Annotated in this window: 14 protein-coding genes and 1 pseudogene; 4 read left to right on the top strand and 11 right to left on the bottom strand. The window is 42.5% G+C overall.

Features of this window, described 5'->3' with window-relative positions:
- Positions 1-112: 112 nt before the first annotated feature.
- The 3 genes and pseudogenes from speD to speE form a co-directional block, all read left to right on the top strand.
- A complete protein-coding gene (gene speD / locus U5K35_RS14645; RefSeq protein ID WP_322572241.1) occupies positions 113-517 on the top strand; it encodes an adenosylmethionine decarboxylase in 405 nt (134 codons plus the stop codon).
- A gap of 204 nt (positions 518-721) precedes the next feature.
- Positions 722-1,198 carry a pyruvoyl-dependent arginine decarboxylase gene (locus tag U5K35_RS14640; RefSeq protein WP_322572240.1) on the top strand — a complete coding sequence of 159 codons (477 nt, stop codon included), beginning with the start codon at positions 722-724 and terminating at the stop codon, positions 1,196-1,198.
- A gap of 173 nt (positions 1,199-1,371) precedes the next feature.
- Positions 1,372-2,148: pseudogene (gene speE / locus U5K35_RS14635) on the top strand (polyamine aminopropyltransferase); the annotation flags it as partial.
- Positions 2,149-2,478: 330 nt separating this feature from the next.
- Here speE and U5K35_RS14630 read toward each other — a convergent pair.
- From U5K35_RS14630 to U5K35_RS14610, 5 genes are all read right to left on the bottom strand, one after another.
- A complete protein-coding gene (locus tag U5K35_RS14630; RefSeq protein ID WP_322572239.1) occupies positions 2,479-3,597 on the bottom strand; it encodes a DUF445 domain-containing protein in 1,119 nt (372 codons plus the stop codon).
- A 45-nt stretch (positions 3,598-3,642) separates the two neighbouring features.
- Positions 3,643-5,007 (bottom strand): DNA topoisomerase, encoded by a 1,365-nt coding sequence (locus U5K35_RS14625; protein WP_322572238.1) that lies wholly within the window; start codon positions 5,005-5,007, stop codon positions 3,643-3,645.
- On the bottom strand, positions 5,004-5,471 hold the full coding sequence (gene ybeY, locus U5K35_RS14620; protein ID WP_322572237.1) for an rRNA maturation RNase YbeY: 468 nt from the start codon (positions 5,469-5,471) through the stop codon (positions 5,004-5,006). The genes U5K35_RS14625 and ybeY overlap by 4 nt, the downstream gene beginning before the upstream one ends.
- Positions 5,452-5,919 (bottom strand): hypothetical protein, encoded by a 468-nt coding sequence (locus U5K35_RS14615; protein WP_322572236.1) that lies wholly within the window; start codon positions 5,917-5,919, stop codon positions 5,452-5,454. The genes ybeY and U5K35_RS14615 overlap by 20 nt, the downstream gene beginning before the upstream one ends.
- 84 nt (positions 5,920-6,003) lie before the next feature.
- Entirely contained in the window at positions 6,004-9,033 is a 3,030-nt protein-coding gene (locus tag U5K35_RS14610; RefSeq protein WP_322572235.1) for a DUF2723 domain-containing protein, read from the bottom strand.
- A gap of 400 nt (positions 9,034-9,433) precedes the next feature.
- On the opposite strand from U5K35_RS14610, the gene U5K35_RS14605 reads away from it, so the two are divergent.
- Positions 9,434-10,930 carry a sodium-dependent transporter gene (locus tag U5K35_RS14605; protein WP_322572234.1) on the top strand — a complete coding sequence of 499 codons (1,497 nt, stop codon included), beginning with the start codon at positions 9,434-9,436 and terminating at the stop codon, positions 10,928-10,930.
- 666 nt (positions 10,931-11,596) lie between these two features.
- Here U5K35_RS14605 and U5K35_RS14600 read toward each other — a convergent pair.
- The 6 genes from U5K35_RS14600 to U5K35_RS14575 form a co-directional block, all read right to left on the bottom strand.
- The gene (locus U5K35_RS14600; RefSeq protein ID WP_322572233.1) at positions 11,597-12,163 is read right to left on the bottom strand and encodes a PH domain-containing protein; all 567 of its coding nucleotides are present in this window, start codon (positions 12,161-12,163) and stop codon (positions 11,597-11,599) included.
- 95 nt (positions 12,164-12,258) lie between these two features.
- Positions 12,259-12,807, bottom strand: a complete 549-nt coding sequence (msrB, locus tag U5K35_RS14595; RefSeq protein ID WP_322572232.1) for a peptide-methionine (R)-S-oxide reductase MsrB — start codon at positions 12,805-12,807, stop codon at positions 12,259-12,261.
- Between the two features lie 277 nt (positions 12,808-13,084).
- Entirely contained in the window at positions 13,085-14,266 is a 1,182-nt protein-coding gene (locus U5K35_RS14590) for a DUF3095 family protein (RefSeq protein WP_322572231.1), read from the bottom strand.
- Between the two features lie 18 nt (positions 14,267-14,284).
- Positions 14,285-14,902 (bottom strand): acyloxyacyl hydrolase, encoded by a 618-nt coding sequence (locus U5K35_RS14585; RefSeq protein ID WP_322572230.1) that lies wholly within the window; start codon positions 14,900-14,902, stop codon positions 14,285-14,287.
- A 14-nt stretch (positions 14,903-14,916) separates the two neighbouring features.
- Positions 14,917-15,243, bottom strand: coding sequence for a hypothetical protein (locus tag U5K35_RS14580; RefSeq protein ID WP_322572229.1), 327 nt, complete (start codon positions 15,241-15,243; stop codon positions 14,917-14,919).
- 54 nt (positions 15,244-15,297) lie between these two features.
- Entirely contained in the window at positions 15,298-15,510 is a 213-nt protein-coding gene (locus U5K35_RS14575; protein WP_322572228.1) for a cold-shock protein, read from the bottom strand.
- Positions 15,511-15,544 lie beyond the last annotated feature (34 nt).

The following is a 15,544-nucleotide window of genomic DNA, read 5'->3' as shown; positions in this document are numbered from 1 at the left end:
TGAACCTGAAAGAATAAAAAACCACTGACCCTTATGGACAGGAAAAAACGACACTTTGTCAAACATTATTTATCTAAAACATAGCTTTTAACAATTTAACTTACACGGTGATATGGAAGCACTTGGCAGACAAATTCTGGTTGAGTTTTACGATTGTGACGAATCAAAAATAAACGACGTCACTTATATTGAAAACTCTCTCATTCAAGCAACAAAAGCATCAAAAGCGACAATAATCTCCCACAATTTTCACAAGTTCAGTCCATACGGTGTAAGCGGTGTGGTTGTAATTGCCGAATCCCACGTGGCAATTCATACCTGGCCCGAGTATAACTATTGCGCCGTTGATATATTTACCTGTGGTGACACCATTGATCCCTGGGTAATTCAAGAGCACCTGAAAGAGTACTTTGAGTCTAAGAATGTCTCCAGTATGGAAATGAAGAGAGGAATGTTCCGTATGCCGGAAGGGCAAAAGCTGCTCTTTAAGCCCGATCAAAATTTACAGCCTAACTAATTCATTGGCGAGTTGTGAGAAGCGAGATGCCAGTACGGTACTTTACTTGATTGCGATAAGGTATTTTAGGGATAAAAGATTTCGGCCTAAAACTATTTCATCGGTAATCGCTGGTTTTCTCGCCTGATTAATCAAATGTCATTTCTTTCAGTAGCTATTTAAGCACAATAATATCAAATTTTTAAAAAATTACCCTTTATTGTTATGATGGTAAAAACACCAAACATCTACACGCTCGTAAAAGGAGCCAGCGAAGGCCGTACCCGATTAAATGCATTTGATAAAGCCCTGCTAAACGCAGGCGTAGGGGATACTAATCTGATGCGAATGAGCAGCATTTTACCGCCGGCAGCCGAGCAGGTTGATGTCCGCGAAATTACACTTCCCAGAGGCGGATTAATTCCGCTTGCCTACGCTACAATTGACAGCACAACGCCGGGACAGCTCATCTCAGCATCCATTGCAGTTGGCATTCCTGAAGACGACCGTGAGCCGGGAGTGATTATGGAATTCGAAGATCACGCTCCGTTGACAAATGTAGAAGAGATTGTTCGCCAGATGGTTGTGGACGGCTTTGAGTATCGTAACCGAAAACTGAAAGAGATCAAATCTCTCGGAATTGAGCACAAAGTAGAGCGATGTGGATCTGTTTTTGCCGCTGCTGTTCTTTGGTATAAATAGTCTTGAGTCTTGAGATGTGAGTCTTGAGACTTGCTGCGTGCTTTTGGCAGTCCCGAGTATTCGGGAAAACCTGCAACCTGAATCTTGAAACCTGGAAATAATGCCTTTACAATATAACGAGTACTACAATGAGCAGACCGGCCTGACGATAGGCCTGAAGAAAGCTCCTTTTTGCAAAACAATCGGAATATCAGCTGGTGGAGGTGTATGAAACCGATACCTGGGGAAATCTGATGACCATCGACGGAATGGTGATGCTGAGTGAACGGGATGAGTTTGTTTATCATGAGATGATTTCCCACGTGGCAATGTTCACGCATCCAAATCCCAAGAGAGTATTGATCATCGGCGGTGGGGATGGCGGCACAGCCCGTGAGGTATTGAAGCACAGCTCCGTGGAGCACGTAGACATGGTAGAGATCGACGAAACCGTTGTTGAGGCTTCTATGCTTCATTTTCCGGGTGTAGGTGATTTCGATAACCCAAAGCTGAATGTTCTCTATGAAGACGGCATCGCATTCGTAAAAAATGTGAAGGATCCGTACGATGTGATTATCATTGACGGCTCGGATCCGGTAGGACCGGCGGAAGGATTGTTCGAAAAAGATTTTTATCAATACTGCCTGGATGCCCTGACCGATGACGGAGTGTTGACGGCTCAAACAGAGAGCCCGTGGGTGGAGTCGTACTACCCGAGTATGAGAAAAGTGTTCACAGCACTGGACGAATTGTTCGACGTTTCCAAGATGTATCTCAGCTACATTCCGCTCTACCCGGCGGGCATGTGGTCGATGGCTTGTGCCACCAAAGGGGAGGACCCCTTGAGCTCTGAAGTGACCAAGCGAATCCGGTCTAACCCGGAGCTCTTGAAGTCACTCAACTATTACAACGAAGAGGTTCACTTTGGGTCTTTCGCACTGCCCAATTTTGTAAAGAAAATTGTAGAGTAGAGTTTAAAAAAGTACGTGAGAAACGGGGTACATTTAGAGTTAGAAAATTGTGAGGGAGTTGGATTAACCGGCTCCCTTTTTTTGTATGATTATTTGAAGAGTGATCAAAAGGAAACGCTCGATTTTTAGGTGAAATTCGGTGTATTATCTCTCAGTTTCAAACTCACCTTAATAATTTAAGTGGCATATCCGGTCAGGAGTGAAAATTAAAATCTGAAATCAGATAAATGGAGTTTCTTGACAATTCGAAATAAACTATATGAAATGATATAACTTACTGCACAACAGTACAGTAAAATATTTACAGTAGAATTATTTTAATAGCAGATTTTATTGGTAAAGTGCACGGTCTGCCAGAAAGACAGTGGCTCCAAAAAGGGTTAAAAAAGTTAGGCTGAGCACCGGTTCCCATATCACAAAGCCTCCAACAAGCCCTAAAACGGCTCCTAAATACTGAATGGTTTTGAGCTGTTCGTTGGTCGCGTTTTTGATCATTCGTTCGAGCTTTATCTCATCATATTGTTGCAGATTTTCTTCCACAAATTTTTGTATGTCGAGGCGGTTTATCAGCTTGAAAATCATCTCTGTTATGAGGTTGTCCAGCTCTTCCGAAACTTCATCCATTTTGTCCGGAAGCTCATCAAAAAATTCATCTACAAAACCGAAATTTCTCTCCACCGTTATTGGCAGATCCACGACGGATTCTTCAATCAATTTTTGCAGGGACTGGCCTTTAAGAAGTGTGTAAGTTTTCAGGGCTGTTCTCTCAATCGGTTTTTCTTTCAGGCCGGTATCAATCTCTTTGGCCAGGTAAAAACTGACGCGCTCCCGAAACGATTCATCATGAACTACGGAGTGAACATAATCTACAATCCACTCTTTGAACTCCTCTCGAAATGATTCTTTTCCGACCGATGTAAGCAGTCCATCCTGAAGCTGGGATCGGTAGTTTTGAATTACATTGGATTCTTCAATTTTTGATTTGATTAACTCAGGGTTGATCAGATCTTCAGATACGGCCGTGGATAGCCTCCAGGCGATGCGATCCTTCTGTGCCGGGATCAAGCCCTGCCCAAGCAGTGGCCGACGCTTAAGAGGGCGAAACAGCATCGTAATGGCGATCCAGTTTGTCAGGAATCCGATCATACCGCTCACGCTCACAATTCGAAGCAGTCCGGTGAGTGCAAACTGATTTCCAAATAAGCTGATTTCGTGGTTCGGAAAGTCCCAATAAAAGGAGAATCCAAACAGCAGAACGAGCAGGTAAGGAATGGGTTTCAGAAAAAGGAGCAGCTTAACCGGACGGTTTATCTTGGGAGGTTCCGGTGAGTCTTCCTGTTCTGAGTCTGGAAACTCAAGCGTAATATGCCTTGATAGAATCGACTTCAGATCCTTCTTTTCTTGATCCGATTTCACACCGTCCACGTCATGATTATTTTGTGTACTCATAGTCATTTAACTATTCAAAAAAGGGTAGTGTGCTTTACTCTGCTTTCACGAAAGAGTCGCATGGATAGTTTCAGAAGTTAAGTCAGGACTTTCTGAAAGGCTATTTAATTTACCAATTTCCTCGGCATATAAAGGGCCCTTGTTTAGGTATGGGGTAAGATACTTACCGGGTGTTACAAAGCGTCCTTCAATGTGCAGATAATTTTTATCCTGCCGCCGATCCATACCTTTACCAAAAGATGATGGCGACTGAACTCCCAGTGAATTCAAAATAGAGCCCGTTTCTGCAATGGTGCGGACCGGCATCAGTTCGGCTGACGGAGAATCAGAATCTGAGTCCGGACAGTAAAAATTAATATCGGGATGAAAAGGAGATTGGTAGGCATTAAATGTCTCCTTCGGTACAGAGACAGCTTTTAATGTCTGATCGTGAATAAGTTTGTAGAGATCACGCAGTGTGCTTAGAAGTTCACCGGATACTTTTTCGGGCGTAAGCGCCAGATCTAGCGGGTAGATACTCTCATGGGCAACATCACTTCCTGCAATATTCCGGATGAACACAGGTTTGAATTCATGCTCGGTCTGACCTTTATAAAATTGATTTTGAAGCTCACTCCAGGTCTCACTAAAAAAGGAATTGGCTGCGGTTCTCGGATAGCTGATCAGAGAGTTTTGGTTGAAATCGAGTGTATGAGTAAATAGCTGCTGTAGAGTCTCCTGAGCGTTTTCAAGGGAGGAGTAGAGATCTTTTTCAACTGCCAACTGAAGCAGATCAAAAGTAGACAGTGGTTCGGGCGTGTGATATTCCGATTCATTGATCTGATCCTTTAATGGGATCCACTCATCCGGATTACAGCGAATCGGCCGGTTTGATCTCCAGAGTCTGCCTGACTGATCTCTAAAATTCCGGAATGGAAAGTGATCAGAAAAGACAGAGGCGAGTGCGGCAATCTCCATGGAGGGGCGGTTTCCGCTCTGTTTCCATTGATGGCGAATCAAAGATCGGTTCTTAAGTCTCTGCTCCATTAAATTGGGCTTCATCACCTCTGCAGTGCTAATCAGTCGCTGTATGCCTCGCTTGCCAAGATGCTGAATGTAGGAGCGCTTGACGGATGGATCCTTTAAAAACTTGTGTACTGACCATGCAATGAAATCGCCGGAAGGATCAGGGTCTGTAGCAATAATGATATTTCCCGCCCAGCTTGCCTGCTGCTTCAGCTCCTTTCGAAAGCCTATCTGATCAGGATCAGCCATCGCTTTTAATTGGTGTTTCTCGGCATCGTAAACCGGTTTCCAAGCGTAGCCGTTTGTGGATATTACGAAGACGGAAGAGGGTGCATTTCTCTGAATAATTCGGGCAATGACCGGAGATTCAACAATCAGGAGGGTATAGGTGGAATCGGCACTCACATCGACTGTTTGAGAGCATTCAGGTATTGATCCTCAAGATCGGTCATCTGCTTTTTCTCTTTGGGTGTTTGATCGTCGTGACCCGCCAGATGAATCAAGCCGTGTACGAAAACGCGAAGAAACTCTGTTTTCGGATCATCGTTAAACTCTACACTTTGCTCGGATATACGCGGAGCACAGCAGTAGAGTGTTCCCTCTATGGCCTGATCATCTTCATCATATCTGAAAGTGATGATATCGGTTATGTAATCCCGATCGAGGAATTCATGGTTGATTCGTACGATTTCATCTTCATCAACGTAAACCAGCTCAATCTCCTTGAAACGAACATCCTCGTTTTTTTCAGTAATTTCTATCAGTTTCAGGAGTTCCTGCTCTTCAACAGGCACACTTTCCCCCGACTCATTATTGATAATAAGCTTATTCTCAGGCTCAGTCGGGATGTCAGGAAAGTTCGTCATCATCAAAGGAGAAGTTATCCAGATCGGCGGTATCGGTAAGAGACATGGCAACTCCGCACATCATCAGATCTTCAGGAAGTTTGGTGAAATCACCTTTCAGAACAGCTTCGTTTACATTAGCATATAAACTGCATCCGGCGCTCTCCTCTATGATCAGGCCGGTGGTATTGGATCCGTTTTTACCAAAAAAGGTAACCTGTTTCAGGATATCACTTGCAATAAATGCCGTACAGTTGTGAAGCTGCAGAAAAGTACTGCCGGAGTAGACAGAGACCATGTTCATGTGTTGGTCATCAACCTGAAGTCCGAGGTGAATTTCGAGAGCCAGTTTATTTCCGGCTTCCTTATTGATCACCTCAAACCTGAAAACATCATCGCCCAAGGGTTTGGGCTTTGCGTTCAGGATTTCACCGATGGATGTTATGTTATCTTTTGTAAACTCGTGGATCATAATTCAGCAATATGTCTTCGTTGGCTTCCATCAATATACAATCTGGTTGCCTAAGATTAAATACGTGGTTTATTTTGATCTAAATTAGATTTCCAGTCCAAAACGCTCGATCTGCTCTCGGCTTTCCTCAATATTTTCAGGTATTGGCAAACGTCCTTCCGTCATGATATTTACCTCAATGGAAAGCTCTTCAGCCTTTTCAGTTCGATCAGTTTCAAAATAGATATTTTGAAGGATTGAGAGCCTGCTTACGGTAAAACTAACATCTTCAATAACATTATTGCGTTGTTGTGTCAGACTTTGAAGTTCCCTGTTGAGCGATTGAGCTTTGTCGGTATTGGCTTGCGCACGGGCACGCTGTATCTCTTCCTCTATGTTGCCTACGCGGATTTCCACTCTGTCGAGATCTCTCATATCGTATCTGAGATCGTGCATCAGTCTTTCCTGAATAAACTCTGCCAACTCGTTGGCCCGCTCTTCTTCGTCCACTCGCATATAGCGGAATGCGTAGAGAGCAGCAACTGTCCAGTCATTTTCAATTTCTCGAAATGGAATCTTATCCTCGCCGTATTTGAGCCAGTATGCGGCGCTTTCTTTATCGTTTCTTTCCAGATAAGCATCGGCTAACTGTGTAAATCCATACCGGTAATTGCCAAGCATTCTGCGAATGTTTTCATCAAAATAGACATCCGGGGAATCCCATTTGTTAAACTGAAATTGTCCCAATCGGTCTGCATGTACTTCAGGATCTACATGACCAAAAGCACCAACCTGCCTTCTTTTTGGCATCACACGAAAAGCTTTACCTTCGAACTGAAAGTAGGGTTCCAGATTTAACAAGCCGGATCTGGACACTGTATTGGCAAAGTATATGGGTCTAACCCACTGATTTTGACGCAGCAATTCTAAGATTATTCGATCTTGAGTTTGCAAATAATATCTCATGTTGCCCTGCTGATCGCGACCCGCGGGTCTGCCTTCCAGATAAAAACGTACCTCGTCATCCAATTCCTCAACCGGAAGGGAATAGGGAGTTGCCATAAGCATCTGGTTAATTTGTGCCTGATCAACTTCAGCTTCAGTTGATACAGTTTGCCAGAAACGTTCCGGATCGGCTTCAATCTGTTGAGCATCTGCCTCAAAGACTGCGCTTAATAGCTCTTTATCAACGGGTATCACAATTTCCCGAGGATTGTGAAGCTCAAGCTGTGACGTCATTTGGTCAATTTCCTCGTCGGTAAGACTAATTGGAAGCGGTAGAGCCTCGTGTGTTGATCTGTCCCGGAGCTGTTTGATATACCACTCCGTATTTAATAAGCTCAGATTCACAACACGTACGTCCGTTCGAATCCCCTCAACCTCTTGCAGGTACCAGAGCGGAAAGGTGTCGTTATCTCCGTTGGTGAACAGGATAGCATTCTCTTCAACGGAGTTAAGTAAATTATACGCGTAATCCCTGGGCACATATCTGTCGCTGCGGTCGTGACTCTCCCAGTTTTGATAGAGCATCCAAAAGGGAACCGCAACAAATGATAAGGCAATGACTCCGTAAGAGACGGCTTTATTGTTGCCCACAAACTGTTTCACTAATTCCATGATTCCCGTCAGACCGATACCAACCCATATCGCGTAGGCAAAAAACGATCCTACGTATGCATAATCTCGCTCCCGGGGCTCGAAGGGTGTCTGATTGAGGTAGAATATAATTGCTAATCCTGTGAGTAAAAATAGAGCGGTAACGGATAATGCCCGTTTCCAGTCATTTTTGAAATGATATAAGATACCGAACAGTCCAAACAAAAACGGCAGGTAAAAGTAGGGCGTGTTTGCAGGATTATCGTGATGGCGAGTTTCGGTAAAGCCGGCATACCAGCCTGTATCCTGAATATCGGCCTCTCGCCCGATGTAATTCCAGTTTAGATAGCGCAGATACATGTGATTGACTTGATACTGCCAGAAATAAGCCAAATCTGAGTTGAAGTTACCGTAGTAATCTAAATGCTGAGGCATGCTGGAGTGTCGGCGGGGAAATAGTGTTTCTGTAGACCGGTCAATACTCTGTGTTCGGTTATCGTAGGTATTTCCACTCAAAAGTGGGGCGGCACCATATTGATCCCGATTCAGATAGTTTACGAATGCCTGTACTTCAGAAGGATCATTTTGATCGATTGGAGGTTCAGCCTGCGAGCGAATCATGATCAGTGCATAACTCGAGTATCCGATGATTATCATAGAGTAGGCAACGAGCACCATGTTGGCAATTCGATATCCTTTTTTCTGCGTGTAATAAATTCCGAATGCAACAGCTGCAATAACCAGGATGATGAATGTCATAGGTCCGATCAGGCCATACGTTACATTTCCGATTCGACCTGCAACATTAGGCATGTGAATAATTGTTACCGGATAGATGGCAAGAAATCCGGCAACTGTAATTCCACCCATGGCTAAAAAGGAAGGAATTGTAAATGTTCGTTTTTTGAAATAGATAATCAATGCCACGAAAAAGAGTGCCAGAAGATTGAGCAAGTGAACTCCAATTCCTATTCCGAACATATAGGCGATAAGAATTAACCATCTTTCGGAATAGGGCTGATCGTGGTTAGCCGACCATCGCAGTGCCATCCATACTACTAAAGCGGTGAAAAACATTGATGAGGCGTACATCTCGGCTTCCACGGCGTTGAACCATTGGGTGTGAGTAACGGTAAACGTAAACGCTGCAAAAAGTCCGCCGCCGTATAGGCCAATCTGATCACTCAGGCTCATATCATCGGCAACGCCACGCCACTCCTCAATCAGATGAACAACAATCAGATAGAGCAGCATAACTGTGAGTGCTGATGTTGTTACACTAATCATATTGATACTTAGTGCAACGTAATCAGCCGGAATAAACATGGATACAACCCTTGCAAAAATTGCAAAGAAAGGAGACCCCGGCGGGTGGGCAATCTGAAGTGTGTGTGAGGTGGCTATATATTCAGCAGGATCCCAAAAAGAAGTAGTAGGAGCTACTGAGAGCGTATAAATGACAAATGCGTATAGAAAACTGATGAATGCAAAAAACCGATTACGTAATCGGTGCTCAGCAAAAATTGATGATAAATTCATAGAGTCGAAGAATGTTTCAATTTAATGCATTAAGGCAGACAGTCTGACCAGTTATTTTCAAAAAAAGATTGCCGATAGTGAATAAATTAAAGTCACTAACCCATAAAATGGAAGTGAAAAAGATACCGAATCGCAGTCTGAATGCACAATGAAAAAAAGAGTACAGTTCAGAATTGCATGTGAATGATCATAGGTAACTCGTATTCAAAAACACACGCAACAGTTTATACGAAGTTGAACCTAAAATATTCTTGCCATAAACGGTAAAAATGGTTATCAACAGACGTGAAAATATAAATTTTAGGAATTAGACTTGATGGGCAATGTTATTGAATTTTTTTGAATCCTTTGGGAGATCCAATAAAGATCAAGCCTACAATAAACCATAAAAAATCACATAATGGCAGATACAGATACAGGTAAAGAACGATTTGCAACAAAATGGGGACTCATTCTCAGTGTGCTCGGAATTGCGGTTGGCACCGGTAATATCTGGCGTTTTCCCCGTATCGCTGCAGAAAATGGCGGAGAAACGGGCGCAGGTGCTTTCTTAGTTGCCTGGGCAATCTTTCTGTTTATCTGGTCTATTCCATTAATTATTGCAGAGTACGGTATTGGCCGGAACGGACGCAAAGGAGTCATCGGGTCATACATGAAAATGGCCGGTGAAAAATTTGCCTGGCTCGGTGCTTTTGTCGCTTTTGTGGCCACGGCTATCATGTTCTACTATAGTGTAGTAGCGGGATGGTCTCTATACTACCTTGTAGAATCCATTATAGCTCCTCTACCTCAAAATGTTGATGAAGCGAATATGGTCTGGGAGGGTTTTCAGGCATCTATAATGCCCTCGGTTTTTCACGCGATAATGATCGGGCTGGGTGGCTTGGTGATTTTGAAGGGTGTGAAAAGCATTGAACGAATGAATAAAATCCTGATTCCTTCGCTGCTGCTTGTCCTCGTTATTTCACTGATAAAAGCACTTACCCTGGAAGGAAGTGGTGCAGGTATTAAATATCTGTTCACTCCGGATTGGGCTACACTGAAAGAGCCGAGAATTTGGCTTGAAGCTCTCACACAAAACGCATGGGATACAGGGGCCGCCTGGGGACTTATTCTTACCTATGGAGCCTACATGCGTATGAAGGATGATATAGCAATCAGTGCCTTCCAAACCGGTATAGGGAACAACCTGGTTTCCCTAACGGCTGCTATCATTATCTTTTCTACTGTTTTCGGTACGTTGGGTGGGGACTTGACCGATAGTCAGGTGCTGGATATCATGCGTGATTCAGGTCCGGCATCAACCGGTTTGACATTTATGTGGATGCCTCAGCTTTTTGAGGTGATGGCAGGAGGCAAGTTTTTTGCCATCATATTTTTCCTTGGGTTAACGTTTGCAGCGTTTAGCTCTCTTATTTCTATGATTGAGCTGGCTACCAAGGTGTTTGTGGATATGGGAGTTACCCGGACAAAAGCCACGATGGCGGTTTGCAGTGCAGGGTTTGTTTTCGGACTTCCATCAGCTATTTCGCTTGATGTTTTTGCAAATCAGGATTTTGTTTGGGGGATTGGTTTGATGGCTTCCGGCGGTTTGATCTCCTTTGCGGTAATGAAGTTTGGTACCGATAAATTCAGAGCTGAGCTGGTCAACAACGAGCACAGCCGGTTCAAACTCGGAAAATGGTGGTCGTTTATTGTTCGCTATGTAATTCCGGTAGAAGTAATCAGTTTGCTGACATGGTGGATCTATCTGAGTGCGACAAGTTTTGCACCGGATACATGGTATAATCCATTGAGCCCATTTTCTGTTGCCACCGTACTGCTTCAATGGGGAATTGCCATTGTACTCTTCAAGATTTATAACAGAAAAATCGCCAAAAAGACCATGTTAAATTAACGTCGTTTCGAGAAAATGAACTGACGCCAAAAAGTCTCCCCTTTGAAGGGGGGCACTCTATTGCAAATTCTTATATCGAACTTACATTAAATTAGCCTTGAGTGGATCGCCTCTATACTGCTTTTCTTTTCAGGCAACACCCTTAATTCGACGGAGATTTTTGCGCGGACTGATACCCCGGGTTTCGCTATGCTTCACCCAGGGCTATGATCGGCCGCTCTTTCAGAGTTGATTGCCGATAATGTTAACCTTCAATTTCTTAGAGTGTTAGTGAGTGTTTTCTAAATTGAGCCTAACTTATTCCGATAGTTCTCATGTTTCGAAAGCCAAAATGCTAAATCAATAGTTCTGAGCTCAGCAAGAGCGTTCAGATAATAGCCCCAAGCGTCAGTTTGGGGTGTAAAACTGGGATATTATTACGCCGAACAGAATGCAAAATTTATATCTCTAAACTAGGTAGAGGCGTTTCTATTGCAAATATTATTCCTCACTCTTTTTTTTTGATAACCGGATTCAAACTGTATCGTGGAATGACTGATTCGAAAGCTGAGAAATGGTTAAATTTATCATCAGTTTTCTTATATCGAACTCACTTTAAACTATATATCCGGTTACATAGAGGTTTTGGAAGCTGGAAATGGAAAAGCTGATTGAACAAAATATTGGTCAGCGTTTATCGAGTTTCCTGTCGATACTTTGCAGTGTTTTATGTATTTCCGTTAAAATCGGAGCTAAATCGTTCAGTGATGAGCTGCTTTGATCAGTAGAAGGTGCAGTATAGTGGCTGCGGTCTGTGATATTATCCCGCTGATCCATAACCATTTCCCGGAACTTACGGGCATTGATAATCCCGGTCAATGACATATCAGACATTCCCTGTGCACTTTGTCCGGCAGTTTCAACCACCAGTTTACTAAGTCCCAGCCAACGCAGAATAGGTCCCTCGTGAAATGTGAGATCCTGAATTTTATCAAGTGGGATAGACCGCTCGATTTGAAACCATATCCCTTTTTTAAAATGAAGGGCTCTTGTCGTTAATTCGCAGTAGAGATTGTCGAAATATCTGTCAATATAGATTTTACCCAGGATGAGCCAGAAAGGCAGAACTACTATACCTACTATCGAAGCAAAAAGTGCAAGTGCTGTTCCATAGTAGACATATTTTTTAAGAATTGGATCGAATTCAGCCTTGTGTATAGATGTAGCTTTATGTGAGTTGCCCGTATCAGACATGAGATGAAGTTAGGTTATAAATTAAACAAACACCCCAAAATATACGGGAAAATTACTCTTTGGTTACAAATTACAGAAGGTTTAGGGCCGAACGATTATTCGTCTTTAGGCAGAAATTTCATTGCTGCAGAGTTCATGCAGTATCTAAGACCGGTGGGATCGGGTCCGTCTTCAAATACGTGACCTATATGAGATTCACACCTGCTGCAGACAATCTCTGTGCGAGTCATAAACATGCTGTTATCTTCCCGTTCTTCTACGGCGTCTTCACTTATCGGAGCCCAGTAGCTTGGCCAGCCGCTTCTGCTATTATATTTGGTTTCGGAGCTGAAGAGAGGTTGTCCACACCCTTTGCAAATATAAACACCTACATCGTACAGGCTATTATACTCATTAACCCACGGCATTTCTGTTCCTTTATTGCGCAAAACTCTGTATTCGCCGGAGCTTAAGAGTTCTTTCCATTCTTCTTCTGTGCGCGTGATTTTTTCATCATACGTTGTATCAGACATGGCAATAGAATAGGTCAAATGTTCAATATGGCTGTGTGCACCGAGTTCTTCTTGTTGATTTGCTTCGCTCTGTCCATTGCTTTGGGTACAGGAGATGAGTGTAAATAACAGGGAGAATTGTAAAATAGTCATTAGTGTTTTCATGCCATTAATAACGCATGAAAACTCAATTTCATTCTGTAAAAAAAACGTCAGTTCGAGATTAGGAACTAATGCAAAAAGATCCCCCTTAGAAGGGGGGAAGAGGCTCATGAGAGCCGAGGGGGATGACATGATAGACTAATATTTAGCTAGAAAATTTATCATTTAGCTTTGAATCTACTACTTTTCATCCCTCGTTGCGCCCTTCAAAGGGGGACATTCTATAGCAAACTCATAACTCAAATACATGAAAAAAAATAACTCAATACTACTCTGAAACAGTGCTAAGCTGCATTTCAGAAAGCTCCTTAAGCCGTCTTTTAAAACCAACGGATGCTTTTGTGTAGCCGCCTCCGGTTCCGTCTATAAAATGGATATGATTTCTTTGATACTCCCTTACAAAACATGTCGTAACAGTAGAGTCAGTTACATGAATTCCGTACACAAGTTTTCCTTCGCGGAAGTAGCTTTCCAAAAAATAAGACAGCTTATCCTTCATTTTTGGACTTCCTGTAATGATCATTTTCAGGCTTTGGCTGAATTTTCGATAATCAGAATTTTTAATAAAATCGGGTTTATAATCGCCCCAATCCGTTTTATTGGTGGAAATATCATAATTCATAAAAATGTAGCCCGTCAGCTGTAAAAAGATAAGTTTTAAAAAGTAGCCGAGCCGGTTGATATGACCACCTTTACTTCTAAGCTTGGATTCAGCCCATAAATTTTTCAACCGAAATGTAAGCTCCATCTCTTTTTCTTTAACGGGGGAGGATGTACGATCATCAAATATCTGATAAATCCCTTCAAGCACAGATTGATAGATATCGAACTGATCTTCAATTGGAGCTTCGGCCACGTCAATAATCAAGGAAATAGCCAGTTCATCCGCAGGAAATGGATTCCAGCGACACTCCAGGCCGGATAAATCGATTTCAGAAGAGTTAGAAAAATCCGTATCAGCTTCAGATTTCTCTTTAACCCACTCTTCAGCAATTAAAACACCATCACCCATAAATGAGGCTTGGGAAACGTGTTCTGAGGTTTGAAATTTTGCCAATAGAACATTGTGTCCTGCTTCATAAAGTTCAGATACCGGGATTACACCGGCGGCTAAATTCAGATTGAAGTTCTCTCTGGCGTGCTTGCGGCAACCTTTTGAGATTCGTTCAGCTTGTTTCCGATATTTACCGGGAAATGCAATAACTGCACCATCTCCGCCAAAAGAAAAGGGTAGTTCGGTTTCTTTTACTGAATTGCAAATTGCAGCTATTATTGAAGCGCCAATTAAGTTGACATCCTTGTAGCGGCCATCTTTTATTTGATTGGTAGAATCTCTGACATCTGAAACAGCAAGGCACCAATCATCCGGTAGTTGTGTGTAGAGTCCGGGATCGGCAAGGGTTTTAAAGTTGTCAGTACTTTTTAAGTCTTTGTAAAAATGAACACTCATTAACGGTATTTGAATTACCTATGGGTTGAAAGAAAAATTTACAAAGAGCATAATGGAGTCTATCCCGGGATTCTCCGTTGCCATGTAGCCATTTGATAAATGATGAATTTTATAGCCTATCTGAAAAGAGTTTTCACTCCCTGTCTTGAAATGGTACCCTGCTCCTGTGCCCAGAAGAAAATTAAACCTGGCACCGTTTCTAGTTGGAAAGTGATGTTGCGTGACAATAAAACCAAGAGAGCTGGTTAGAAAAGGGTAATTGCTCCCTTTTTGCAGTGGCATGGTAGCTATCAGGGGTATCATACCAAAACCGTAGAGGGACTCTCTGTCTCCATTTCTGCCGTCTATCGGAAACTTTAACCAGCCGGTTACTATCAGCTCAGAACTGAGTTGAGTTCGCACGGAGAAAATTTCATGTTCTGAATGTGAATAACCAAGCTTTAAAAAAAGGTGTCTTGAATTGAGCATTTTTCCCCAAGCTTGAAATGAAAAAGGGGCATAGGAGCCGGATACTGAGAAAGACGGCTGAAATACGGAATCAGACTGATCTGTTTGAGCAGTAGTGGATTGGACTGACAGAACGATGAAAATGAATAAGAGAAGAGTAATCCCGGTAAGAGATTTTTTTAAGTACATATGAAAACCTGCAATTATAAATTTTGGCTTTTATGTACGTAAGCGGCAACAAACCAAATAAATGCCCAACCAACTGAGACAATGTAATACCCTCCGAAAATCAAAATTGCTGTATTTAGAAAATACAACAGGTGGTAGACCCAAACAGGAGCTTCAGCAACCTTTTTTTTAGTAATAGCCCTGAAGTTTTGACTAAACAGTGTGAAAGATCTTGCCAAAACCAATAAGCCCGTATAGATATAAATAACATATTCCAATACAGGGGAGGAGTCGAAGAAAACAACAAGTGCAATGACCAATGTTGCCAGAATGTCGACTACAATTTGTTTAAGCCACTGCATTTATTGAGGAAAGAATAGAATGAAAAAGGCACCTGCGTAGGTGCCTTTCAGGTATTACGCAAGTTCAATTACTTCTTTAGCTTGAAGACCTTTATCTCCTTCAGCAATAGTAAATTCAACTTTTTGACCTTCAGCTAGTTTTTTAAAACCGTCTGTCTGAATTTCTGAATAGTGTACAAATACGTCTTCACCACCTTCTCTCGTGATAAACCCGTAACCTTTGCCATTATGAAACCATTTAACAGTTCCAACTTCACGATTTTCCATAATAGAATCCCAACTTAGTTCCCATTGTAAATTT

Source organism: Rhodohalobacter sp. (assembly GCF_034521535.1).
Lineage (GTDB): Bacteria > Bacteroidota > Rhodothermia > Balneolales > Balneolaceae > Rhodohalobacter.
Note: the sequence above shows the minus strand (reverse complement) of the source record. Positions and strands in the feature narration are given on the sequence as shown.